The following is a 22,915-nucleotide window of genomic DNA, read 5'->3' on the forward strand; positions in this document are numbered from 1 at the left end:
TTATCTATATAATGAATGAAGTGAACGGACAATTGTCCGCCGTGCATTTTTCAGTCTACGGACAATTGTCCGATGTGTCAATTAATTTCTCTTATTTTCTGTAAATAGATGCTGTATTTCTGAAAGGAGCCGAATTATGAACCCAAGAGAGCCAGGCGGCAAGCAGGCTGCCAAAGCTGATAAAAAGCCAGTGCAATCCCCTTCCAGAGACTATCAGGACCCTTATGTGCAGCGGATTCTTGCAGCCGCCCAAGAGCTGTTTGACGAAAATGGCCTGGAAGCTGTAAGTATGTACGGGATCGCCAGGCAGGCAGGCATCGGCCAAGGCTCGCTGTACCGCAGATTCACCGACAAAGGTGAAATTTGCGCTGCCCTGCTCTCGGCCAGCTCCGAACGGTTTCTTGCCCGGCTGGAACAAGATTTGCGCGATTCAGCAGGTTCGCCAAGCGCTCTCGGGGAGCTGCGGGAGAGCATTGAGCAGGTCGTTGATTTCATTGACCAGCATGCCGAGCTGCTGCAGATGATCAAGTCCGAATTCACGGGCAAAAAACAGCTTACACAGTTCGAGCATCCGATTTTCCTGCGTCTGAACGCGGTTATGTGCGAACGGCTGCGGCGGGTTGCCGAAGGCGGCAAGCTGATCGCAATTGATCCGCAGTTTGCCGCAACCGCCCTGATTGCCGTGCTGAGTCCTGATCTCTACCTCTACCAGCAGAAGGTGCACAGCTCCACCAAAAGGGAGATTTCGCAGGGCGTCCTCGCGCTGTTCGTCGCCGGACTGCAGCGGACCTGAACTTCAATCCTTTTATAACAAGGCGGAATATGCTATATTAGTTAGCAATCACGAATACAATATTGACCTGCTATTTCACTAGGGGAGTCTGCCGACTGAGACGAAGCCTTAAGCTTCGGACCCTTGGAACCTGATCTGGATCATACCAGCGGAGGGAAGTGGAACGGAAATGATCAGCAGTGCCGCTTCATGCCTACTGCCTGAACCTTTCAGACCCATTTGCCTCCACTGGAGGCGGATGGGTCTTTATTGTGGTTTCCCATGATGCATAACCACAGTGCTGCTTCCATCCGGAAGCAGCTGCGGGCAAATGAGAGGAGGCATAGCACATACGAGTATGATTTCTATAACCAATCTGTCCTATTCTTTCAACGCATCGCCGCAGCCTCCGGTGTTCAGCGGGCTCTCGATGGAGGTCCGCCAGGGCGAGTTCATTTCTCTTGTCGGGGCGAGCGGCTGCGGAAAAAGCACTTTGTTCAAAATCATCGCCGGATTGCTCCGCCACACCGGCGGCGCGATCAAAGTTAACGGAAGGCTCTCCTCCGAGCCTTCCTCGCGCCTGGGACAAGTCGGATATATGCCCCAGCAGGACCTGCTGCTGCCCTGGAGAACCGTGCTGGACAACTGCCTGCTTCCCTGGGAGCTGAAGAGAAGCACCGGCAAGGCCGAGGCTATATTGTATGTCCGCGAAATGCTGGACCGTTTTGGCCTCGAAGGCACGGAGCGGCGTTATCCGCAGGAGCTGTCAGGAGGCATGCGCCAGCGTGTTGCCATGCTGCGCACACTGGCCGCCGGCAATGAGCTCATCCTGCTGGACGAGCCCTTTGGAGCTTTGGATGCCATCACGAAGCGCGGGCTGCACCGCTGGCTCTTGGAGCTGTGGAGCAGCCTTGAAAAAACGGTTCTCTTCATCACCCACGATCTGGAGGAAGCGCTGCTGCTCAGCGACCGGATCTATTTGATGTCCGGCGGCGGAATGCAGGAGTTCAAGGTAGATCTCCCGCGTCCCCGGCATTATCGAATGAACTATGACCCCCGGTTTGTGGCGCTGCGGGAGGATTTGGAGCGGAGGCTGCATGAAAATCATACTTATTAAAGCCTCCCTGCGGGAATATGGCCCCTTCGCCCTGCTGGTGCTGCTGACTCTCGCCCTCTGGGAGACCGCTGCCCGGCTGAAGCTCGTCCCTCCGTTCATCCTTCCTGCTCCAACGGCGATTTGGATGGCGCTGGCGGAGCAGCGGCACCTGCTTTTCGCAGAGCATCTGCCCGCTACACTGCAGGAGGTTTTGCTGGGTTTTGTTCTGTCAGCCTGCTGCGGCGTGCTGCTGGGCACCGGAATGCACATGTTCACCCCGCTGGAGAAGGCGCTGTATCCCCTGCTGGTCATCAGCCAGACGATTCCGCTGATCGCCCTCTCGCCCATTTTTATTATGTGGTTTGGCTATACGCTGTGGAGCAAGGTTGCGGTGGTCTTCCTGACCGCCTTCTTCCCCGTCGTGGTCGGTACCTATGACGGACTGCGCAAGAGCGGGGCGATCTACAGGGAGCTGCTGCTTACACTCGGTGCGAACCGCTGGCAGATTCTGCGCAAATCGCAGATTCCGCCGGCGCTGCCCTCCTTGTTCTCGGGGCTCAAGCTCTCCATTGTCTACTGCGTCATTGGCGCGACGATTGGAGAATGGCTTGGCGGCAGCCGGGGACTCGGGTACTTCAGCCGGCGGATGGCAGGCAATCTGCAAAGTGCGGAAATGTTCGCCGCTGTATTTCTTTTATCCGCGCTCGGCGTCGTCCTGTTTCTATGTGTTGTGCTGCTCGAAAAAATTATTTTGCAGAAAAGAGGCATTCACCGATGAAAACGATCTCCGTCAAAGCTTTGTTCAGAAAGAGGAAGCATTCCTTGCTTCCGTTATCGGCACTTCTGTGTCTCGGCCTTGCTGCAAGCGGCTGCGGAGGAGGCAACAATGCCGCACCTGCCGGCTCTGAGGCCCCCGTTGCAGCCGAGCAGCTCCACAAGCTGACTATTATGCTCGACTGGTACCCGAATGCCGTCCACTCCTTCCTGTATGCCGCCCAGCAGAACGGCTATTTCGCCGAGGAAGGCCTGGAGGTGGTTATCCAGATGCCCGCCGACAGCAATGACGCCCTGAAGCTGGTCGCCGCCGGGAAAGTCGATCTGGCCCTAAGCTACCAGCCGCAGGTGCTGATGGCCCGGGGGGAGCAGATTCCGGTGAAATCCGTTGCCGCGATTGTAAGACATCCGCTCAATCACCTGATGGTTCCGGCTGACAGCGGGATCAGCAGCCCGAAGGCGCTGGCGGGCAAAAATGCCGGCTACTCCTCCATTCCGCTGTATGAAGCCATGCTGAAGACGATGGTCAAAAGCGATGGAGGCGATCCTGCCGCCGTCAATATGATCGATGTGGGCTTCGACCTGATCCCTGCAATTTCCACCGGACGGGTCGACGGAATTATCGGGGGGTTCATCAACCATGAGCAGCTGATTCTGGAGAAGGAAGGCCATCCGGTGATTTCGCTGGACCCTACGGATTACGGCGTTCCGGATTACTATGAGCTTGTCCTGGTTGCCAGTGAGCAGGGCCTGCAGAACTCTGAGGGGTATATTGAGCAGTTCATCCAAGCTGCGCGCAAGGGACAGCAGTTCGCTTCGGAGCATCCGCAGCAGGCACTGGACCTTCTGATGGCGCATGAGGATGCCACCGCCCCGCTCGACAAGGACATTGAGTCCAAAAGCCTGGAGCTGCTGCTGCCGCTCATGGATGCCGGGGACGAGCCGTTCGGTTATCAGGACCCCGCCTCCTGGGACGAGGTGCAGAAATGGCTGATTGACAACGGGCTGCTGACAGGCGAGGTCAAAGTCCAGGAGGCTTTTATTAATTTGTGAGGGGCCAATGAAGGGAGTAGAAGCCGCCTGGCGCGGGGAATGGGATTGGATGAGAACTTACTGATGACAGCCTGTCCTTGAGGACTATGAAGCCCCCCCATTGGCCCTTGGCTCGCAAGGAATTCTCCAGTCAGCCGGATTTACCTGCGGTGCCTGCCTTTGTCCCAAGTAATTTCATTGGCGTATCGCATATCAAATTTCAGGAGGAATTATCATGTCTTTCTTATCCAAAGTGCGGGACAGCAATCCGCTGGTGCATAACATTACAAATATTGTGGTTGCGAATTTCAGCGCGAACGGGCTGCTGGCGCTGGGGGCATCGCCTTTTATGGCTGATGCGCACGAAGAAGTCGCGGATATTGCCGCGATGTCCGGCGCTGTAGTACTGAACATAGGCACGCTCAATGACTACGCTATTGCCTCCATGCTGCTGGCCGGAAAGGCGGCGAACCGCCACAACGTGCCGGTTGTGCTTGACCCGGTGGGCGCCGGAGCCACTGCTTACCGCACCGATGTTACCCGTAGGCTGGTGGAAAGCATGCAGATTGCCGCGCTTCGCGGCAATGTGGCTGAAGTGGCCCATGTAGTCGGAGAGAGCTGGAGCATCAAAGGCGTGGATGCCGGAGCGGGAGACGGCGATGTAGTGGCACTCGCTGTAAAAGCCGCACTGAAGCTGAACTGTGTGGTAATCATCACCGGCAAGGAGGATGTCATCACGGATGGCAGCAGCACTTATGTAGTCAGCAACGGACATCCCGTTCTGACCAGGGTTACCGGTACAGGCTGCCTGCTCAGTGCAGTCGTGGGCGCTTTCCTCGCGGCCAGCGGCGGAGCCTGGCTGGAAGCCGCAGCCGAAGCCCTCTCCTTCTATGGCGTTGCTGCCGAAATCGCCGAAGAACGGACACACGGACAGGGGCCGGGCAGCTTCCAGATCGAATTTCTGAATCAATTAACCCTGGTTACACCACAAACATACTCCGGGCTTTCCCGTATACAGCGGCTTGGACAATGATCACAGCAGCCAAAGGAGGCCTTGCCATGACTAAAGTATTCAAAGCACTGACTGTCGCCGGTTCCGACAGCGGAGGCGGTGCCGGCATCCAGGCCGATCTCAAAACCTTTCAGGAGCTGGGTGTATACGGAATGTCCGCACTTACGGCGGTAACGGCACAGAACACGCTCGGCGTTCAGGGCGTGTACCCGCTGGAAACGGAAGCCGTTGCCGCACAGCTCGATTCCATCGGAACGGATCTCACGCCCGATGCCGTCAAAACCGGCATGCTGTTCAGCAGCGGGCTGATCCGCGTGGTTGCCGGGAAGGTCCGGCAGTATGGCTGGGATCAGCTGGTCGTCGACCCCGTCATGGTGGCCAAGGGAGGTTCCCCCCTGCTTCAGCAGGAAGCCGTCCAGGCGCTGATTACCCATCTGCTGCCGCTGTCCTTGGCTGTAACCCCCAATATCCCTGAGGCGGAAATTCTGACCGGGATGAAGATTGCCGGCATGGCTGACCGCGAAGCCGCGGCCAGGCTAATTCATGCGATGGGACCGCGGGTTGTGGTTCTGAAAGGCGGCCACGATGAGGAAAGCGCCAAGGTGATTGACCTCTTGTATGACGGTGAGAGCTTCACATATTTGGAGAGTGTGCGTGTCAATACCCGGCACACGCATGGAACAGGCTGTACCTATTCCGCAGCTCTTACAGCCGGGCTTGCGCAGGGCCAGCCGGTCGCAGAAGCGATTCAGACGGCCAAGGCCTATATTCAAGCCGCCATCGAGGACGGCTTGAATATAGGCGCCGGACACGGTCCGACCAATCATTTTGCCTATCAGAACCGGCTGAGGGGGACTCGATCATGAAGCGGATCGACAGCGGGAAAATGCGCAGACTGCTGAAGCTGTACTTCATTATGGGAAGTGTGAACTGCCGGAAATCTCCGCTGGACACACTTGCTGAGGCCATTGACGGCGGAATTACCTTATTCCAATTTCGTGAAAAAGGCATTGCCTCATTTACCGGACTGGCCTATATGGAGCTGGCACAGCAGCTTCAGCGGCGCTGCCGCGAGCATCAGGTGCCTTTTATCGTGAATGATGACATCGAACTGGCGGCAGCCCTGGATGCGGACGGTGTGCATGTCGGACAGGATGATGCGCCGGCCCGTTCCATCCGCCAGCGGCTGGGGGCGCATAAAATCATCGGCGTCTCCGCCCATACCCCGGAGGAGGCGAAGCAGGCCATTGCGGACGGAGCCGACTATCTTGGTGTCGGACCAGTCTATACAACCTCCTCCAAGGATGATGCCGAGGCGGTTCAGGGGACCGCTGTTATTGAGGAGCTGCGTCGCATCGGACTGACGATTCCCCTGGTGGGTATCGGCGGAATCAACGCGAACAATGCCGCACCTGTAATCCGGGCCGGTGCGGATGGAATCTCCGTCATCTCGGCTATTGCCGGTGCGGCTGACATTCGCGGAGCGGCCCGGGAATTCCTGCGGGTGATCCGGCAGTAGCCGGATCAGCCAAAGACGGCCACGCAGCCCCCAGCCGCAAACAAAGCACAGCTGCCGTTCATGACACGGCGCTGTGCTTTTTTAGCGTCAAAGCCTCTCACCTCCATCTTCCCATTACAATGGTGTTGTAGTATTTACCGTCAGACAACAGCTTGTCGTTCTTCAGAAGTCCTTCCGCTTCAAATCCCTGCTTCTGATAGAGTGCTATTGCCTTGCTGTTGGTTTCGAGGACCTTTAAAGTGATTTTGCGGATACCGCGCGCTTCAGCCCAGGCAAGGGTCACCCCCAGCAGATTACGGCCGATGCCGCTTCCCCAGCATTCCTGAAGCACACCGATGCCAAATTCGGCCTGATGGGCCAACCGCTTCAACGCCTTCCCTTCACATCTGGAGAATCCGGCAAGCCTGCCGTCCACAGCCGCCACCAGCATGAGGTTCCTGCCGCTTGCCCTGTCCTCTCTGATTAGCTGCTCAAAGCCCGCTGCATCGATGAAAGCCTCTCCCCGCTCCCTGTCCAGATTCTCAGTCTCTCCATCAATTTGCAGCCGTAGCTCGGCCAGCGGTCCGGCATCTGCGGGCACTGCTTCCCTGATCGTAACGTTCTTTCCTCCCCGTTCATATTGCCGTGGTTCCATCTTCATTATGTACTCCCCTTCCCAAGGATTTAGCCGGTTAAGCTGAACTCTTGATTTACCAATGGGCTTTGGTCGCGGCGGCAGGAAGGTTTGGACTTCCCGCCGCTGGCTGGTTGGTCAATCCTGCCGTTCCTTGACTTTGCCGCCGCACTGGTTTACATTATAAACAGTTTACAACAACAACTAATATTCAAGGCAGGTGCGGCATGACATACCGTGAGCAAACCATAGAGGTGTATCAATCGTATTTTGCGGTCGCCCGCCAGCTTAAGAAGCTGGCTCACCAAAGCGCGGCCAAGCTTGGGCTGACCGTGCATCAAATCGGCATCCTGAATTTCCTTCTGGGACATCCGGGCCAGACCCAGAAAGAAGTAACGGAGCGTCTGGTGTTCAACAAAAGCCGGGTTAGTCTGCATATCGATGCGCTGGCCCTCAAGGGGCTGGTAAACCGTGCAGTGTCCGAGCAGGACCGCAGGGAAACGAAGCTGTATCTCACTCCCGCAGGTGAAGCCTTATGCCAGCAGTACAACGGGGAAGCTTGGTCCCATCAAGTGCTTGGTGAAGCGCTGGAGCAGTTCACGGAGCAAGAGCTGAAGCAGCTCATCCACATGAACAAGCAGCTGCTGCTGCATCTTAATCCCTAAATCTACAGAAGCTGGTGATATGAATGTCCAGAGGCTTTGGACCGCCGGATGGCGGTGGTTATACCCGGTTGAAATTCGACGACCACGAACGGAAGGCCAATCTGTCCAAAGCACTGCTGCTGCGGATAGCCAAATATTTTCTCCCGTATTGGAAACAAACGCTGCTCGTGATGGCTGTGCTGGTTGTGTCCGCGGTGCTGGGATTGCTGCCGCCCCTGCTGATTCAGCAAATCATCGACCAGGCGCTCCCGGATAAAAACCTCCGGCTGCTGGTGATCCTTGTTCTGGCCTCGCTGGGGACAACGGTGGTTTCCGGCCTGCTGGGTGTGCTGCAGAATTATTTGAATTCTTTTATCTCCCAGAGCATTGTCTATGACATGAAAAATCAGATGTACCGCCATTTGCAGCGGATGCCGCTGCAATTCTACTCCGGGGTCCGGCAAGGCGAAGTAATCACGCGGATGACGAGCGACATTACGGGAGTTCAGGGTGTGTTCAGCAGCACTGTGGTCAATTTTGCCAGCAATCTGTTCATCCTCGTCTCCACGGCCTTAACCCTGTTCATCATGAACTGGAAGCTGGCCCTGCTCGGCGTGCTGGTCATTCCCCTGTTTGTCATGCCTACCCGCAAAATGGGCAATGTGCGATGGAAGCTGGCCAAGCAGACCCAGGAAAAATTCTCCGAGCAGAATCAAGTGATCCAGGAAACGCTCAGCATCAGCGGATATCTGTTAATGAAGCTGTTCACCAAAGAAAGCACGGAGTATGCCAATTTCAAACAAATCAACTCCGAAGCCACACGGCTGCAAATCCGTGAATCGATGGCGGGCCGCTGGTTCATGATGGTTCTGTCCACTTTTACCAGCATTGGTCCGATGCTTATCTATCTCTACGGCGGAATTCTCTTCATTCAGGGCGAGCTGTCCGTCGGGGCCATTATCGCCTTTGTTGCCCTGCTGGGCAGACTGTACGGACCTGTGATGCAGATGACGAATCTCTATGTCGATATCAAGCGGGCGGCGGCACTGTTTGAACGGATTTTTGACTATTTTGATATGAAGCCGGAGATCGTCGATGAACCGCAAGCAGCGGCAATCAGCGCAGTGGGCAAGGACATCGCTTTTCATGACGTATCTTTTGGCTACCAGCCGGATAAAACAGCCCTGCACGGCATCTCGTTCACCGCTTCCGCCGGAACACTGACCGCACTCGTCGGACCCAGCGGTGCGGGCAAAACAACAATCACCAATCTCATTCCCCGCCTCTATGAGGTTGATTCGGGAGCTATCAGGATCGGGGGCAGAAGTATCCGGGAATTCACCCTGGATTCCCTGCGGTCGCAGATTGGCCTCGTGACGCAGGACACTTATCTGTTCAACGGAACCATCCGTGATAATCTTATGTATGCAGATGCCGGAGCCGGCGAAGCCGGGATGATTGCTGCCTGCAAAGCCGCCTATATTCATGATTTCATCATGAGTCTGCCGGAGGGCTACGATACGGTGGTCGGCAACCGGGGGATCAAGCTGTCCGGGGGGGAGAAGCAGCGGATCTCCATCGCCCGTGTGCTGCTGAAGAATCCGCCGGTCATTATTATGGATGAAGCAACCTCATCCCTCGACACAGCCTCGGAATATTATATCCAGCAAGCAATGCGTTCCCTGCTGCAGGGCAAGACCAGCATCGTCATCGCCCATCGCCTCTCCACCATCATGGCTGCAGATCAAATCCTCGTCATTCAAGCCGGAGCAATTGTCGAGGAAGGAACACATGATTCGCTGCTTGAGCATAACGGCGTGTACAGGGATTTGTACGATAAGCAGTTTGAACCGAAGGTGCTGGCATAATCAATATGATTTAAGAAAAAGAAAACCGTAATGCGTCACTGTAAGAGGTGGCATATTACGGTTTTCTTTTTAATAATGCTAATGTGCCGACGGCAAAAATCCGTGAAGGATATCCGGCAAAGCCGATAATATTGCCTCCATTGATCGTTATCCGTCCGGCCGCAATCAGCCTGCCGGTTTCCGTCCGCGGGTAAACGCCCGTTTCGCTTATGATGATCTATGAGCAGCCGGCCTTTTATTTGCCGCTCCCGTTTGTTTTTGCGCCGCTGCCCTTGGCAGCGCCTGTGCCTTTGCCGCCGGTTCCCCCGGCGGGTGCGCCTTTGGCCGGTTTCACAGGCTTCGCCGTTTTGTTCCAGCGGGTCCAGCCTTTGCTGCCTGTCCCTCTGCCTGTGCCGCCGCCTTTGCTTTTTGCCACAATATCACTCCGCCCGATATTCAGTTTTCGTCTTGCTGTTATCTATATTCTCCTGAAAATCATTCTTACTCTTTAGAGTAAAAATCCCCAAAATCCCCCTCCGCTGCCCTCACCTTTTCAAGCCCTTTGATTATTTCAATATCATCTATCTTACCATTCCTGCAGGCATTATGTCAGATAATTACGCAAGCAGCCTGCCGGAGCTGATCCGGCAGGCTGCTGCTTAGCCAAAGATTATGGAAGTGGGCAAGGATTATTTCGGCTGAATGTAACCCTCAGCTTTTAGAAGTTCAGCAATTAGCACGGCTCCGCCGGCTGCGCCCCGGACCGTGTTATGGGACAGGCTGACAAATTTGTAGTCATACAGCGTATCCCCGCGAAGTCTGCCGGCCGAGATACCCATACCGTTCTCGATATCACGGTCAAGCCGGGTCTGCGGGCGGTTCTCCTCTTCGAAATAGGTAATGAACTGCTTAGGTGCGCTCGGCAGTCCAAGCTCCTGCGGCCGGCCCTTGAAGCTGTTCCAGCGCTCAAGAATTTCTTCCCTGGAAGGCTTCTGCTCAAATGAAGCGAACACTGCGGCCATATGGCCGTCAGCCACCGGCACACGGATGCATTGTGTCGTGATGACAGGCTGTTCACTCTTCACAATCCCTTCAGCCGTCACGTTGCCCCAGATGCGCAGCGGCTCCTGCTCGCTCTTCTCTTCTTCGCCGCCGATATAAGGAATGACATTATCCACCATATCCGGCCAATCGGCAAAGGTTTTGCCCGCCCCGGAAATCGCCTGATAGGTGGTCACGACAACCTTGGAGGGCTTAAAGTCATGAAGTGCATGCAGTGTAGGCATATAGCTCTGGATCGAGCAGTTGGGCTTCACGGCAATGAAGCCGGTTTCCGTACCCAGACGCTTGCGCTGCCGGGCAATCACTTCCAGGTGCTCCGGATTAATCTCAGGGATCACCATGGGAACATCCGGCGTCCAGCGGTGCGCGGAGTTATTGGAAATAACCGGAGTTCCGGTGCGCGCGTAAGCTTCCTCCAGCGCCTTGATCTCTTCTTTCTTCATATCAACGGCACAGAAGATCAAATCTACATCCGCAGCCACTTCCTCCACTTTGGAGGCATCCTGAACCATGATGCCTTTGACGGCATCAGGGATAGGGGTGGACAGCTTCCATCTGTGTTTGACCGATTCTTCATAGGTTTTGCCTGCCGAGCTTGCACTTGCGGCAATTCCCGTTACCTGAAACCAGGGATGATTCTCAAGCAGTGCGATAAAACGCTGGCCGACCATACCGGTACCGCCGACGATACCCGCTCTCAACTTACTTGACATAAGAAATTCATTTCCTTTCAAGCAGCCCCCATCGATAGGTGCTTTTTAATAACCGATTATAAATGATATATGCAGCTTACACAATATGTGATTGTAAAGAAGGGGCATTTGGAGAAAAAATTGCCGGTCACGAAGCCCCCAGGCGTTTGGCCAGCTCTCCGAGATCCTGTCCCTTAAGCGCCCCTTCCACAAGCAGGGGCAGCAAGGCCGGAGTGCAGGCGAAGCAAGGGGTGCCGTCGCGTGACAGCTGCCCGGCCAGGCGCTCGTCATAGGAGGGCTTGCCTTCATCGGACAACGCCAGCAGCGTCATGGTCCGGACGCCTGACTCCCGCAGCTCCCGCATCCGTCGCACCAGACCGGCCTGGTTGCCGTTCTCATAGAGATCAGAGACAATAATGAACAGCGTCTTCTTCGGCTCTTCAATGAACTGCTCGCAGTACTTCACCGACTTGTGGATATCTGTTCCGCCGCCAAGCTGTATCCCGAAGAGCATATCCACCGGATCATTCGCACATTGCTCGGTCAAATCCACAACCTCGGTATCGAATACCACCACGCGGGTGTTCAACGCCGGAATGCTGGCGAAGATGGACCCGATGACTGAGGCCCAGATAATGGAGCTGGCCATGGAGCCGCTCTGGTCAATATCCACGATGACCGTCCATTCCTTGCTGCGCCGCGCCCGGTCGAAATAATAAAACCGCTCCGGAATGATCATCCGCCGTTCCTGGTCATAATGCTTCAGGTTCCGCTGAATAGTCAGCTTCCAGTCCAGCCCGCTGAGTGAAGGCAGCGGAGAATGCTGCCGTTTGTTCAGCGCTCCGGTAACGGCCCGGCGGATATCGGTCTCCAGCAGCTTCACCAGATCATCGACCAGCGCCTTGACCAGCATCCGTGCAGTATCCTTGGTCTTCCCGGGGATTTTGCCCTTAAGGGACAGGAGCGTGCCGACGAGCTGAATATCCGGCTTCACCGCAGCCAGCAGCTCCGGCTCAAACAGCAGCTGCTTCCAGCCCCGGCGCTCCATCGCATCGCTCTGGATGATCGAGACCACATCCTCCGGGAAATAGCTGCGCACATCCCCCAGCCATTTGGAGAGATGCAGGGCGGCAGGACCGCTGCCTGCACCTTTGCCCCTGCCGCCCCCGGAATTTCCCGGGCTGCCGCCTCCGCCGGTCTCATCGTAGATAGCGGCAAGCGCTGAATCCATGATTAATTCCTCATCAGTCAGGTTAATTTGGCCGCCTTCACCATAGCTTGCAAGCGAGGCTTCGGCTTCCTGGCCGAGAATCAGCCGCCAACGGTTTACTGTGCTCTCCTGCTTGTTGTCGTTCACCATCTATAAATCCCCGAAGTCAAAATCATTCAGATCATCCAGCATCTTGGCTTCATCCTCCTTCAATTCTCCGGTAAGAATCTCCGCCGCCTGCTCCGCGTCCACACCCCACAGCTCGCCGAGCAATTCGGAGATCAGCGTCTTCTCCCTTGGCGAGAAGGTGCTGAACGCCCGCCGCAGAAACACCAGCGCCCGCTTGAATTCATCCTCCTCCAGCCCGTTGATATAATCATTAAGCTGCTCCCATAGGCTCATTCTTGACAGCAGCCCATACCGGTTACGCATGGACAGCCCTTCAAACCAGCCGGCTCCGAGATCCGCCGGGATGCCGGGAGACAAACGGCGGGAGACTTCAGCGGCGACCTCTTCAGCAGAAACCGCTCCACGCTCCATCAGGATGGCACAGGCGAAGCCGGACAGCCGCGGATTGCGGTCATCCCGCTCCGACAGATGCAGCAGCTCCCGCAGCCACAGCGCTTCATCCACCGTCCCGCTGTGGTCCAGCGAGATTCCGTTCAGCTCATTCATTGCAACAATCATCCGGCCGGCGGCCTCGTCATTGCAGCCGCTGGCATCAAGCAGGAACAGGCTGCCGCGCCGGAACAGCTCCTCCAGCAGCGGCGTCAGCGGCACTGTGTCCAACTTGCGGATGCCGCCGAAGCCGATAATCATTGCCAGCTCGCGGGCTGCGGCGGCCATGCCGACCACATCCCGGCTGTCGGCAGCGAGGCTCTGGAGCACCCGGCTGGCTTCCTCCATCTGCGCTGTCATTCCGCATTCACAGGCAACCCGGATGAGCGCCGAGGCTTCGGCGATGGAACGGCAGGCCTGCAGCTTCTCACGCAGCACATAGGCGGCCGCCACTTCGATGGTCTCCCCCAGCAGCGTCGATTCAACCACCTGAATCTCCACCTCCGGCGTCCACTGGATGATCCAGTACTCCGCCCAGGTTGCCGCATCCTGCCCGCTCGGGCGGTTCTTGGCAAAAGAGATGCCGAGCAGCCTCAGCCGATGGAACAGAATCGACCGGTTCAGGTCCAAAAAGGCTGCCTCCGTACTGGACACCCTGCGGTTCTCCCGCAGGTCGAGCGGCAGCTCGGCGGCTACGGCCGATTTATACTTCTCCAGCTTATAGCGCTTCAGCAGCCGGTTCAGATCGTCCTGAATCGGTGTCTGGCTGACGCCATCGGCAAGCTGGCCGATGGCGGTCCCCACATCCACCCTCGCCAGGGCGTCGGCGATGACGGACAGCTCGCCGTGGCCCAGCAGCGTTTGCGCGGCATCGCGCAAATCGCGCAGCGTAGGCGCACTGCCGCCGTGCAGCGCGGCCAGCGACTCCGCCAGCCGCACCGCCTCGATCACCTCGGCGGTGGAGCGGTGGGTCCCGCCGCTGCGCAGCTGGCCGGCCACCGTGGAGAGATAGCGATGTGCCAGCTCCTCCGGCCGTCCGGCGGCCATGGTCTCCCACATCATCTCAAAATACTGCGGGGCTCCATTCCCCGCCCCGTAGCCTGACATCGTCGAGAGCTTGTAGTATGAATACGGCATCAGCGTCAGCTTGGTGCTCCGCACCGGCAGACCCGCCAGCTCGCGGTCGGCCAGACCCTCCGACAGATCGGCAAGCGCGGACGCGTGGTACGCGCCGCAGATGACCACGATCTTGTCAGGCGCATGTCCGGCGGCCACTTTCTCCATGATCTGCCGCCGCATATAGGCCTCGCGCAGCGCGTTATAGGCATGCTCCTTCGGCTGCTCAAGCTGCTCCCTGCCCTCAGACAGCGCCCGCATTTCGGCTGAGAATGACAGGATTGCCGCCCGGTAAGCTCCGGCATTCGCATTATGCTCGTAATTGCGCTCCCAGTACATATCATAGTCATATTCTCCGGCAAGCCGGGCAATCCGGCTGTACACCGGTTCCTGCTCCATGACTTCTTCAGCGGCGGGCTCCCCGGCTCCATCCGCCTCAGGCTTCACTCCCCGTCCGGAAGGGCCTTCCCGTCTTATGGCATCCTGCAGGCTTAAGGTGACCGAGGATGGAAGATCAATGAACGCTGCCTCCGCCCCGTTGTCCCTGGCCCATTTCATGCCCTGATATTCCGGTGAATACACCGCCAGCGGCCACAGGACGGTGCGTACCGGCAATTCCTCCGTGAAGGCAAGTATCGCAACCGGAGGTTTTGTTGAGCTATGCGTTAAATGGCGGATTTCATCCGTCGCATCGCTTGGGCCTTCGATCAGCACCGCCGTCGGCTGAAGCACATTCAGGTAATCCAGCAGATGCTTCGCGCCGCCCGGAGACAGATGCCGCACTCCAAAAATATGTACCCCGGCTTCGGCAGTCGCTTTCACTCGTTCATCTCCTTACAGGCCTGGTACAGGCCGCGCCATTCCGTTCCTTTTTTCTTCATCACATTATCCAGATATTCTCTCCAGACCAGCCTGTCCTTGTCATCATCCTTGACGATCGCCCCCTGCAGCCCGGCGGCAAGGTCACGGTCTGTCAGTTCACCGTCGCCGAAGCTGGCCGCAAGCGCCATGCTGTTCGTCAGCAGCGAGATGGCCTCTGCTGTAGAGATCACTCCTGCAGGGGTTTTCACCTTCTCCTTCCTGTCGAGCGTCATGCCGCTGCGCAGCTCGCGGAAGATCGTCACGACCTTGAGCAGCGCCTCATCCGCCGGAACGGAGGCGCCAAGGTTATAGGAGGAAGCAATCTCGGCGACCCGCTTCTTCACAATCGACAATTCGGTTTCAATATCCGTAGGCGCGGGCAGCACTATAATGTTGAAGCGCCGCTTCAGCGCCGCCGACATTTCATTGACTCCGCGGTCTCTGGTATTGGCAGTGGCGATGATGGAGAAGCCCTTGCGCGCACCTGCCTCCTTGCCCAGCTCCGGCACGGAGATTGTCTTCTCCGAGAGAATGGAGATCAGCGCATCCTGCACCTCCGAAGCACAGCGTGAGATTTCTTCGAAGCGGGCGATTCCGCCGTCCTCCATGGCCCGCATGATCGGGCTTTTGACCAGCGCTTCCGGGGTCGGGCCGCCAGACAGCAGCATCGCATAATTCCAGGAATAGCGCACATGCTCTTCACTGGTGCCGGCAGTGCCCTGCACAACCAGCCCCGAGTTGCCGTAGATCGCCGCCGCCAGATTCTCCGACAGCCAGGATTTGGCCGTCCCCGGCTCGCCGATCAGCAGCAGCGCCCGGTCGGTGACCAGCGTGGCGACCGCCATCTCGATCAGACGCGTGCTGCCGATATACTTGGGCGTAATTAAGGTTTGGCCGGCCTTGCCTCCTGCGATAAAGGTCAACACCGCTCTGGGAGACATCTGCCATCCGGCCGGGATGCTGCCCTTGTCCTCCCTGCGCAGCGCCTCCAGTTCCTCACGGTACAATACCTCTGCCGGCAGCCGCATATAATCCTGAAGCTGCTCTTGTTCTGTTGACATGGACATCTCTCCCTTGTATGAATATGGACCGCCTGGTCAGGCTTCCCTGCCCTTCAACCGGTTAATTACATATTCCAGCTGCGCCCGGCTTTCGTAGTACCTTTGCTTCGGCAGAAGTGCTTCCAGACGGCTAAGGTAGCTTGCCGGAAAATGCAGCATTTGCTGGAACAGAGCATAATTAAATCTGTAGGGATTAAAGTATTTTTGATCCTCCATTACGGACATCAGCAGCTCCGTCAGCTCTCCGTCAGGCATCCCTGAACGCGCAAGCCCTATAAATAAATGCGCAATGAGTTCATCATCCCTCCGTTTATTTTTCGGTTCCTTCAGTTCACGCAGTTTAGCAAGCAGATACCGCCTTGCCGCCTCATGACCGGGCCGGGCAAAAGCGCATACCAGCTCCGGCGCATCCCGGTCAACGAACCAATCCAGCCAGCGGGGGTCCCAGTGGGCTTCTATTTTCTCCGGAGCGGGCATTCCCATTTCACGGTACTTCCGGTCCCTTTGCACATCCCATTCGGCATCGTACCAGATTTCCTCCGTATCCACGACCTGCCGCCTGATTATGTCCAGCAGCATCTTCTGCCGCATTGCGGCCTCCTTGGTCACCGCCGCTTTCAGCCTGTTCCTCATTGTGCCGCCGAACCGCTTGTACAGCTCATCCGGGGGCAGCAGCTGCCGGGCTGCCGAGAAATAATGCCGCAAAAAATGGGAATCCAGCTGCTCCAGCTGCTCCAGCTCTTTAAAGGCCGGCATGGTAGCAGCCTTTTGCTTATACCCGGCTGCTTCATTGAGAAGCGACTTGAAGCCCAGGGAAGAAAAGAGGGCATAGCCGCGGATTATATAGCTGTAGAGTTCATCAAGCTGCGGATTCTGCTGCCCGTGAAGCACGGTCGCAAAGTGGCGGAGGCTGGTCTCTGCCTGCTCTGCTGTCTTCTTGTCCGCCTTCTCCTGCGGAGCCTCCAGCAGCTCCTGCATATACAGCGCGGACAGCCTTGCGGCAAGCGCCGGAGAAGCGCCGGAGGCCAGCGCATCCGCAACCAGCTCACGGTCCTTCTTCCCGGCAAAGGCTTCATACAGCCGTTCCTCGCCCTGCGGCAATGCGCCCGCAGCCAGTGCCCTGTAAGCAGCTTCCCGGATCACTTTTCTCTTATCGGTTGTCCATTCCAGCAGCGCCGGAAGGTAGGCTTCATGACCGCCAAGGCATTCGATTGCAGCCGCACGGGTATCGCCGCTGCCGTTTTCGGCCACCTTGAAAAGCTCCTCAAGCACTTCCGTTCCGCCTGCCCTGGCAATAACCTTCAGCTTGCGCACTTCGCTTTTGCCGCCCGCAGGATTGAGATTTTCAATCAGATAGCCGGCAATGGCGGGCCCATAGCCGGGCAGAATCTGCGTCATGGCAAAGTCGGCAATCTCCGAATACGGATCATTTAAGGCCGCGATCGCCAGCGGAAGCAGACGGAGGTCCCGAAACAGGCCTTCCTTATAAGCTTCGGTTACAATTTCATATCTGCCGCTGCCCGTTGTGGTCAGGGCCTGCCGCACCACAGCGAGCTTCCGGTACGGCAGCCGGGTATCCAGGGGGAATTCCCGCGTCTTCACCTCGCCGGGAGTCCCGTCCGGCACAGTGGCCCCCTGAGTATACAGCACCGATTCCAGCAGCAGTGTAAGCTCCTGGAGCCGGACGGCGGGAGCGGCTCCCTGTCCGTTCTCCGGCTCCAGAAGAACGGCGATGCCTTCTCCCAGCCGTTTGAAGACAGCCGCCCGCTCTCCGAGCTGCTGAAATTGCGGAAGCAGCCGCTTCAGGCGGAAATCTCCGGCGGCCAGGTCGCTGCCGGCAATGTATAGTCTTCTGACCTCTTGATGAAGCTCTTGCAATAATGCTGTACTCATAGGCTGTCCTCCTATAGGAATGTATAAGAACGGATATGGAATTCACAGGTATGCCGGATATGCTAGTACAACAGCCGGGTAATCTCCCCGCCCTGAATCAGGGTCAGCGGCTGGGCAATCAGCCGCCCCTGATCCAGAAGATGCTCGAACATTACCAGAATGCAGCAATCCTTGAGGGCGGAAGCGGGCAGGAACGGGAGCAGCTCAAGCGTACCCTGGGGCAGAGAAGGAATATCCTCCATTACCAGCTGGCCTCCGGCTTCATCTGTGAGCGTATACTGGCCGCCCTCCGTCACCCCCACGCTGGCCGCATGCAGCAGCAGCACGGGATTTTTGTCGCTCAGCGGATGCTTCAACTGATTCTTCACCTTCTTGACAACCTCCGCATAAGAGCGGTGTGCGCCTGCCCGGACCCGCTCCATATCCTGCTCTCCGGCAGCTCTGGTCGTCATTTCTTCATAGCGCACCCTGGCATTCATATCCCCCGGATACTTGTACAGCAGCGGAATTTGCGCCAGCTCAAAGAAGCTGTCCTCCTCCCGCATCAGCTTCGCGGCCTTGTATGGACGGTAGTTCACCGTCCGGTGAATCTCCCCGCTGTCCGTCTCCAGCCAGTAGCCAAGGTCCACGAATTCCTGCCGGGCGGGATCATCGCAGCTGTAGAACGCGAGCTGCAGCAGCTCCACCGCTTCCTTCACCAGTCCGTACTCCTTCAGCTCGGACAGCTGCCAGGCATGTCCCAGCCATTCATCGATCGTGGATTCATGATCGAGGGCAAGCTCCGGGTCCTCGGCCCTGGCGGCCAGATAGACCCGGCCTTTCTTGATAAATGCATGAAGCCGGGTCAGCTGCTCCATGGCATATGTATAGCTTTCTTCCCGGTCCTGCCCCTTGCCCAGCAGCAGCGCGAACCGGCGGAGCTGCGTCTGCGCACCCGATAAATAATAATTGCCAAGCTGCTTCACATGCTCCTGAACGGTTTTGACCGTTTTGCTGTCAATGGCCGACAACCCGCCGCGGATCAGTGACAGCACCAGCTTTTCCAGCAGATCAAGCCCTTCGAGCTGGGCATTGATTTTCTTTTTGAGCGCGGATTTGTTGACCTTCTTCGGCTTCACTGCACCTCCGGCGGCCTGCTTCGCCTTGTTCTCTTCGCGTTTATCCGCCTTCTCGCGTTTGGAGGCAACATCCTCCGGTACAGGAGCAGGGGTGAAGGCCTGGCCTTCCACGTAGGCATAGAGAAGTCCCAAGGCGTGCTTGCAGGGGAACTGCCGGCTGGGACACGAGCAGCGGAAAACCGGACTATCCGTTGCAATAAAATCCACGGAGCACTCGTAAGGGGTCTTGCCGCTGCCGGCGCATTGCCCGAAGAGCAGCTCTCCATTCTCAGAGATGTGCAGCTGTATGAAGCTCTTCTTGCGCACGAGGCCCTGGCCATTCTTGATGGCGGCGGCATTGGGGGCGAGCGAATCTACATAGGATGAGGTAAGTTCAGGCAAATCAGGTTTCCTCCCGACTGGATGAAGTGGCAAATCAGCTGAAATGACAATGCAGAATGAACACATGTATGTCATTACCCAAAATCAAACATAAGATCACATGAAGTCCCCTGTCCAATCAGCACATTTCCGGGGCAGCCCTCTTTTCAGGCTTAAACATCCCCGCAACGCAAACAGAAACGGACACCTTCCTTTTTTAAGGTCGGCATCCGTTTCTGCGGGAAAAACTATTCGATTAGATCAATTGTATTGGTCCGGACATAGCCGGTATAGCGGTATGGAATTATGCCAGGACTCTCCTTGGTATCAAAGCCCTCCAACCCTTCTCCGTCTCCGGCAACCAATACAACGCGGGTGTTCACCGACTTCATGCGTTCAATGAATTTGTGGGGCCAGCCCCAAAGGAGCCTGGCATATCTCTGCGGAAGATGTAATTCCATATTGTGCAGATCTTTTGGAATATAACCTGTAAATCCGAGCAGCTCATATTGAAGCAAGCCGATTTCATCAAAGCCAGCGATAAAAGACGCAAGCTGTCACTTTGGCCTCTCAAATATTTTATACCTGCTTCATCTCCATACACCGTTATCTGGGCTAACTCCATAGGCTTTAAGATTGCCATCTTTAACGTGAATCAGCAATTCCTTATCCGTAAAGGCAACAAAAACTTCGTCTATCCTAAGCATAAGCAGAGTTCCCTTCTCTCTAAAAGGAAAAATCAATCCGTTTCGCCCCCTTGCAGAGGAATACGCCTAAATTAAGATGAACTTGAAACATTCTTTCAAAGGGCAGCCATTTTAGTGGTAAAAAGTAACACTAAGGTAGCGCATTCGGATATTGGATCATCCCTAGTGGGAAAAAGTACAACTAAGGTAGCGCATTCGGATTCCGATTCATCCCTAGTGGGAAAAAGTACACCTAATCCGGCTGAAATCAGCCGTATGAGGGGAGATGGTCTCCATTAAGTGTACAAATTCCCACTAAATCCTGTTAAAGCCAAAATTCCAGCCCATTAGTGTTACTTTTTCCACTTCGCTTCAACTTCGCTTCAGTCCCCTATGAATCTCTCCCTTGCGTTCCATCCGCTTGTTTCAGGTTCTCCGGTTCAATTCAGGATAAATTAAGTTTCTTTATTGTGTTTTTTAAAGATGACACAACCGCCTCCCGCTTAAACAGCGGAGCGGACGGACCCGCGGAACAGCGGCCGCGGCCGCCTGGGTCTCCGGATTTTCACCGCTAAGAGACTGCGACGAAATAAAGTACCGCTACATTGTTGACAAAACTCCCAAAACCGTGGAGATTTTGTCAACAAAAGCGGGTACTCATTTCCTCGCAGCTCCTAAGGGGAATGAAATAAATCTGGAGAGCACTGCGACCCGGACAACGCTCCGTTCGCGGAGCGCCCACTCCAAAAGCCTGAGTCTATCCTGCGCAAAATAACCCCACAAAGCGGGGCCATGGCTTCGATGATGACTCAGGTACTTTGCGGGAACCCCAAAACATATAAACCTGAATTTCGAAAGTAAGCATCTACAAATCATCTAAAAGGCTCTACACGAAGGGAGTTTTTGTGAAAACAACTTGCACCAAATGGGTGAAGGAAAAAGAGGGTTTATCCCTTGTCCTATCTGGACTTGTTCAATTCACTTTCGAAATTCAGGATAAATTCTGATCTTTCAAAAAAGGACTCTCAGAGTCCCTTTTAACCTGTATTCAGCTGAGCTGCACGCCAGTCTCCTGCGTCTTCAGCCGATGGCCGCAATTCTTATTGCTCAAACAGCCTATTTAAACCAGCCTTTTTCCTTGAATCTGGTTATGGCTTCAATCCGGTTCCCCACATCCAGCTTGTCGAGAATCACCGAGATGTAATTGCGCACGGTTCCGGTTGTGATGTAGAGCTGGCTGGCGATCTCCTTCGTATTTTTACCGTCGGCGATCAGTCCCAGCACCTCCTTCTCCCGCTGGGTCAGGGGATTGGCTTCACTGCTGTAAGCCTCATCCATGAGCTCGGGAGCATACATCCGCTTGCCGGCCATCACATTGCGGATCGACAGCGCAAGCTCCTCGCTCGGGCTGTCTTTGAGCAGATAGGCATCGACCCCGGCTTTGACGGCACGCTCGAAATACCCCGCCCGCGCAAAGGTGGTCAGAATCATAATTCTGCAGCCGGAATCCTTCAGCGCTTCCGCCGCATCAAGGCCGCTCATGGCCGGCATTTCAATATCCATGATGCATATATCCGGCCGGTGCAGCTGCACCAGCTTGACAGCCTCTTCGCCGTTGGCCGCCCGGCCCACCACCTTCATGTCATCCTCCAGGTCGAGCAGTGAAGCAAGCGCCCCCAGCAGCATGCGCTGATCTTCAGCGATTACAATTTTGATCATAGCCCCTTTACCTCCAGTTCCGGCTGCTTAAAAACATTCGGCACCTTAATCACAATAGTTGTTCCGTTATCTTGCAATACATCCATAGATCCGTTCACAAATTCAAGCCGCTCCCTCATTCCCTGCAGCCCGTGGCCTTTGTCATACAGGTTGATCCCCCGGGTTCCGCCGCCGTTATCCCTCACCTTGATCAGCAGCTCCGTCCGCGACGGCTCAATCAGCACCTCGCAGAGCGCCGCTCCGCTGTGCTTCACCACATTCGTTACGGCCTCCTTCAGACACATGCTCAGCACATTCTCCGTAATCAGAGAGGTATTGGCGAGCCTCGGGCTGCCTTCGAGCTTGAACTCAATCTCCGCCGCCTGCAGGAGCTGCCTGATTCGTATCAGCTCATCCTCCAGTCGGATTCCGCGCATTTCCGTAACCATCTCCCGGACCTCCTTGAGCGCGCTTCTGGCGGTTTGGCGGACATCGTTCATTTCAACAACGGCTTGCGCCGGGTTTTTGTTGATTAATTTGCCGGCCAGATCGCTTTTGAGGCCGATCAGCGAAAGCTTCTGTCCAAGCGTATCGTGAAGATCGCGGGCGATCCGCTGGCGCTCCTCCATTTTGACCAATTCTGAGATCCGTTTGTTGGCATCCTCCAGCTGGCCCTGCAGTTTATCCTGATTGTTGCGGTTATAGGTCGTTGCAGGCAGCAGCACCACGGCAATCATGCTCACCAGCACGAACGGAAGCTGTGAAATGAACACGGGATTGCGCGAAATCAGCTCATAATTGATCGCCACGATCGTCGTCAGCAGATGAATCGAATACAGGACGAAGAAGCCCGCCCTTTTCTGGATATTCCCGATAAAAAAAGCTATAAACAACGCAAAATACATATATCCGAACAGCAGGGTCATCGTGATCGAGACGAGAATCTGCACACTGGTCCAGAAGTAGACCACCCATCCTTTGGATTTGAAGGCGAGGACATAGCAGGCAAAAAACACCGCGATCATCACGATTCCATAGACCCACTGGTTTTGGTTCACGGAGGCGGAGCGGAAGATGAAATAGAACGGAAGAATATAAAAAACGACCCACACATATGGGCTGAGACCCGTACTTTTGTGAAAAATATGATGCCACTTCTGCATGTCAGCCATCCTTTGTGCCAGCAAGATTGTACCCCCATTTTAGCATATACACTGCCTTATCCCGCAATACGCCTGCAAAAAAAAGAGAACGGGCAGTACCGGATCGGCGTTCTCCGGCAGCTCTTTCT

20 protein-coding genes and 1 riboswitch are annotated in these 22,915 nt (G+C 55.9%); of the genes, 9 read left to right on the forward strand and 11 right to left on the reverse strand.

Annotation, left to right across the window (positions count from 1 at the left end):
• Positions 1 to 136 precede the first annotated feature (136 nt).
• The 7 genes from HYD27_RS18480 to thiE all read left to right on the forward strand — a co-directional run bounded on the left by HYD27_RS18480 (position 137) and on the right by thiE (position 6,205).
• Positions 137 to 793, forward strand: a complete 657-nt coding sequence (locus HYD27_RS18480) for a TetR/AcrR family transcriptional regulator (RefSeq protein ID WP_219217612.1) — start codon at positions 137 to 139, stop codon at positions 791 to 793.
• 70 nt (positions 794 to 863) lie between these two features.
• A riboswitch (TPP riboswitch) is annotated at positions 864 to 967 on the forward strand.
• Between the two features lie 136 nt (positions 968 to 1,103).
• Positions 1,104 to 1,889, forward strand: a complete 786-nt coding sequence (locus HYD27_RS18485) for an ABC transporter ATP-binding protein (RefSeq protein WP_228745207.1) — start codon at positions 1,104 to 1,106, stop codon at positions 1,887 to 1,889.
• Positions 1,870 to 2,646, forward strand: coding sequence for an ABC transporter permease (locus tag HYD27_RS18490; RefSeq protein WP_219217614.1), 777 nt, complete (start codon positions 1,870 to 1,872; stop codon positions 2,644 to 2,646). Before HYD27_RS18485 ends, HYD27_RS18490 begins: the two co-directional genes overlap by 20 nt.
• Positions 2,643 to 3,695 carry an ABC transporter substrate-binding protein gene (locus HYD27_RS18495; RefSeq protein ID WP_219217615.1) on the forward strand — a complete coding sequence of 351 codons (1,053 nt, stop codon included), beginning with the start codon at positions 2,643 to 2,645 and terminating at the stop codon, positions 3,693 to 3,695. The genes HYD27_RS18490 and HYD27_RS18495 overlap by 4 nt, the downstream gene beginning before the upstream one ends.
• 196 nt (positions 3,696 to 3,891) lie before the next feature.
• Entirely contained in the window at positions 3,892 to 4,707 is an 816-nt protein-coding gene (gene thiM / locus HYD27_RS18500; protein ID WP_309242091.1) for a hydroxyethylthiazole kinase, read from the forward strand.
• Positions 4,708 to 4,733: 26 nt separating this feature from the next.
• Positions 4,734 to 5,552 carry a bifunctional hydroxymethylpyrimidine kinase/phosphomethylpyrimidine kinase gene (gene thiD / locus HYD27_RS18505; protein WP_219217616.1) on the forward strand — a complete coding sequence of 273 codons (819 nt, stop codon included), beginning with the start codon at positions 4,734 to 4,736 and terminating at the stop codon, positions 5,550 to 5,552.
• Positions 5,549 to 6,205 carry a thiamine phosphate synthase gene (gene thiE, locus HYD27_RS18510; RefSeq protein ID WP_219217617.1) on the forward strand — a complete coding sequence of 219 codons (657 nt, stop codon included), beginning with the start codon at positions 5,549 to 5,551 and terminating at the stop codon, positions 6,203 to 6,205. Before thiD ends, thiE begins: the two co-directional genes overlap by 4 nt.
• Before the next feature lie 97 nt (positions 6,206 to 6,302).
• Here thiE and HYD27_RS18515 read toward each other — a convergent pair whose 3' ends face one another.
• Entirely contained in the window at positions 6,303 to 6,845 is a 543-nt protein-coding gene (locus HYD27_RS18515; protein WP_219217618.1) for a GNAT family N-acetyltransferase, read from the reverse strand.
• A gap of 200 nt (positions 6,846 to 7,045) precedes the next feature.
• Here HYD27_RS18515 and HYD27_RS18520 point away from each other — a divergent pair, with 200 nt between their 5' ends.
• Both HYD27_RS18520 and HYD27_RS18525 read left to right on the forward strand, forming a co-directional pair.
• On the forward strand, positions 7,046 to 7,483 hold the full coding sequence (locus HYD27_RS18520; RefSeq protein WP_219217620.1) for a MarR family winged helix-turn-helix transcriptional regulator: 438 nt from the start codon (positions 7,046 to 7,048) through the stop codon (positions 7,481 to 7,483).
• Between the two features lie 23 nt (positions 7,484 to 7,506).
• Complete coding sequence (locus tag HYD27_RS18525) at positions 7,507 to 9,330, forward strand: ABC transporter ATP-binding protein (protein WP_219217622.1); 1,824 nt, start codon at positions 7,507 to 7,509, stop codon at positions 9,328 to 9,330.
• A 235-nt stretch (positions 9,331 to 9,565) separates the two neighbouring features.
• Here HYD27_RS18525 and HYD27_RS18530 read toward each other — a convergent pair whose 3' ends face one another.
• The 10 genes from HYD27_RS18530 to HYD27_RS18575 form a co-directional block, all read right to left on the reverse strand.
• A complete protein-coding gene (locus HYD27_RS18530) occupies positions 9,566 to 9,748 on the reverse strand; it encodes a DUF3934 family protein (RefSeq protein WP_219217729.1) in 183 nt (60 codons plus the stop codon).
• A 250-nt stretch (positions 9,749 to 9,998) separates the two neighbouring features.
• Positions 9,999 to 11,084, reverse strand: coding sequence for an aspartate-semialdehyde dehydrogenase (gene asd / locus HYD27_RS18535; protein ID WP_219217624.1), 1,086 nt, complete (start codon positions 11,082 to 11,084; stop codon positions 9,999 to 10,001).
• Between the two features lie 127 nt (positions 11,085 to 11,211).
• Positions 11,212 to 12,423, reverse strand: a complete 1,212-nt coding sequence (locus tag HYD27_RS18540; RefSeq protein WP_219217626.1) for a VWA domain-containing protein — start codon at positions 12,421 to 12,423, stop codon at positions 11,212 to 11,214.
• Positions 12,424 to 14,769: a DUF5682 family protein gene (locus HYD27_RS18545; RefSeq protein ID WP_219217628.1), complete on the reverse strand. Its 2,346-nt coding sequence runs from the start codon at positions 14,767 to 14,769 to the stop codon at positions 12,424 to 12,426.
• On the reverse strand, positions 14,766 to 15,869 hold the full coding sequence (locus HYD27_RS18550; protein WP_219217631.1) for an AAA family ATPase: 1,104 nt from the start codon (positions 15,867 to 15,869) through the stop codon (positions 14,766 to 14,768). Before HYD27_RS18550 ends, HYD27_RS18545 begins: the two co-directional genes overlap by 4 nt.
• Before the next feature lie 36 nt (positions 15,870 to 15,905).
• Positions 15,906 to 17,762, reverse strand: coding sequence for a HEAT repeat domain-containing protein (locus HYD27_RS18555; protein WP_219217633.1), 1,857 nt, complete (start codon positions 17,760 to 17,762; stop codon positions 15,906 to 15,908).
• Between the two features lie 62 nt (positions 17,763 to 17,824).
• Positions 17,825 to 19,261 (reverse strand): SWIM zinc finger family protein, encoded by a 1,437-nt coding sequence (locus HYD27_RS18560; protein WP_219217635.1) that lies wholly within the window; start codon positions 19,259 to 19,261, stop codon positions 17,825 to 17,827.
• 227 nt (positions 19,262 to 19,488) lie between these two features.
• Positions 19,489 to 19,701 (reverse strand): PI-PLC domain-containing protein, encoded by a 213-nt coding sequence (locus HYD27_RS18565; RefSeq protein WP_219217637.1) that lies wholly within the window; start codon positions 19,699 to 19,701, stop codon positions 19,489 to 19,491.
• A 1,341-nt stretch (positions 19,702 to 21,042) separates the two neighbouring features.
• Positions 21,043 to 21,645: a response regulator transcription factor gene (locus HYD27_RS18570; protein ID WP_219217639.1), complete on the reverse strand. Its 603-nt coding sequence runs from the start codon at positions 21,643 to 21,645 to the stop codon at positions 21,043 to 21,045.
• On the reverse strand, positions 21,642 to 22,787 hold the full coding sequence (locus HYD27_RS18575; protein ID WP_219217732.1) for a sensor histidine kinase: 1,146 nt from the start codon (positions 22,785 to 22,787) through the stop codon (positions 21,642 to 21,644). The genes HYD27_RS18570 and HYD27_RS18575 overlap by 4 nt, the downstream gene beginning before the upstream one ends.
• Between the last annotated feature and the right edge of the window lie 128 nt (positions 22,788 to 22,915).

The sequence above is a fragment of the Paenibacillus sp. S150 genome, from assembly GCF_019352175.1.
Taxonomy (GTDB): domain Bacteria; phylum Bacillota; class Bacilli; order Paenibacillales; family Paenibacillaceae; genus Paenibacillus_AQ.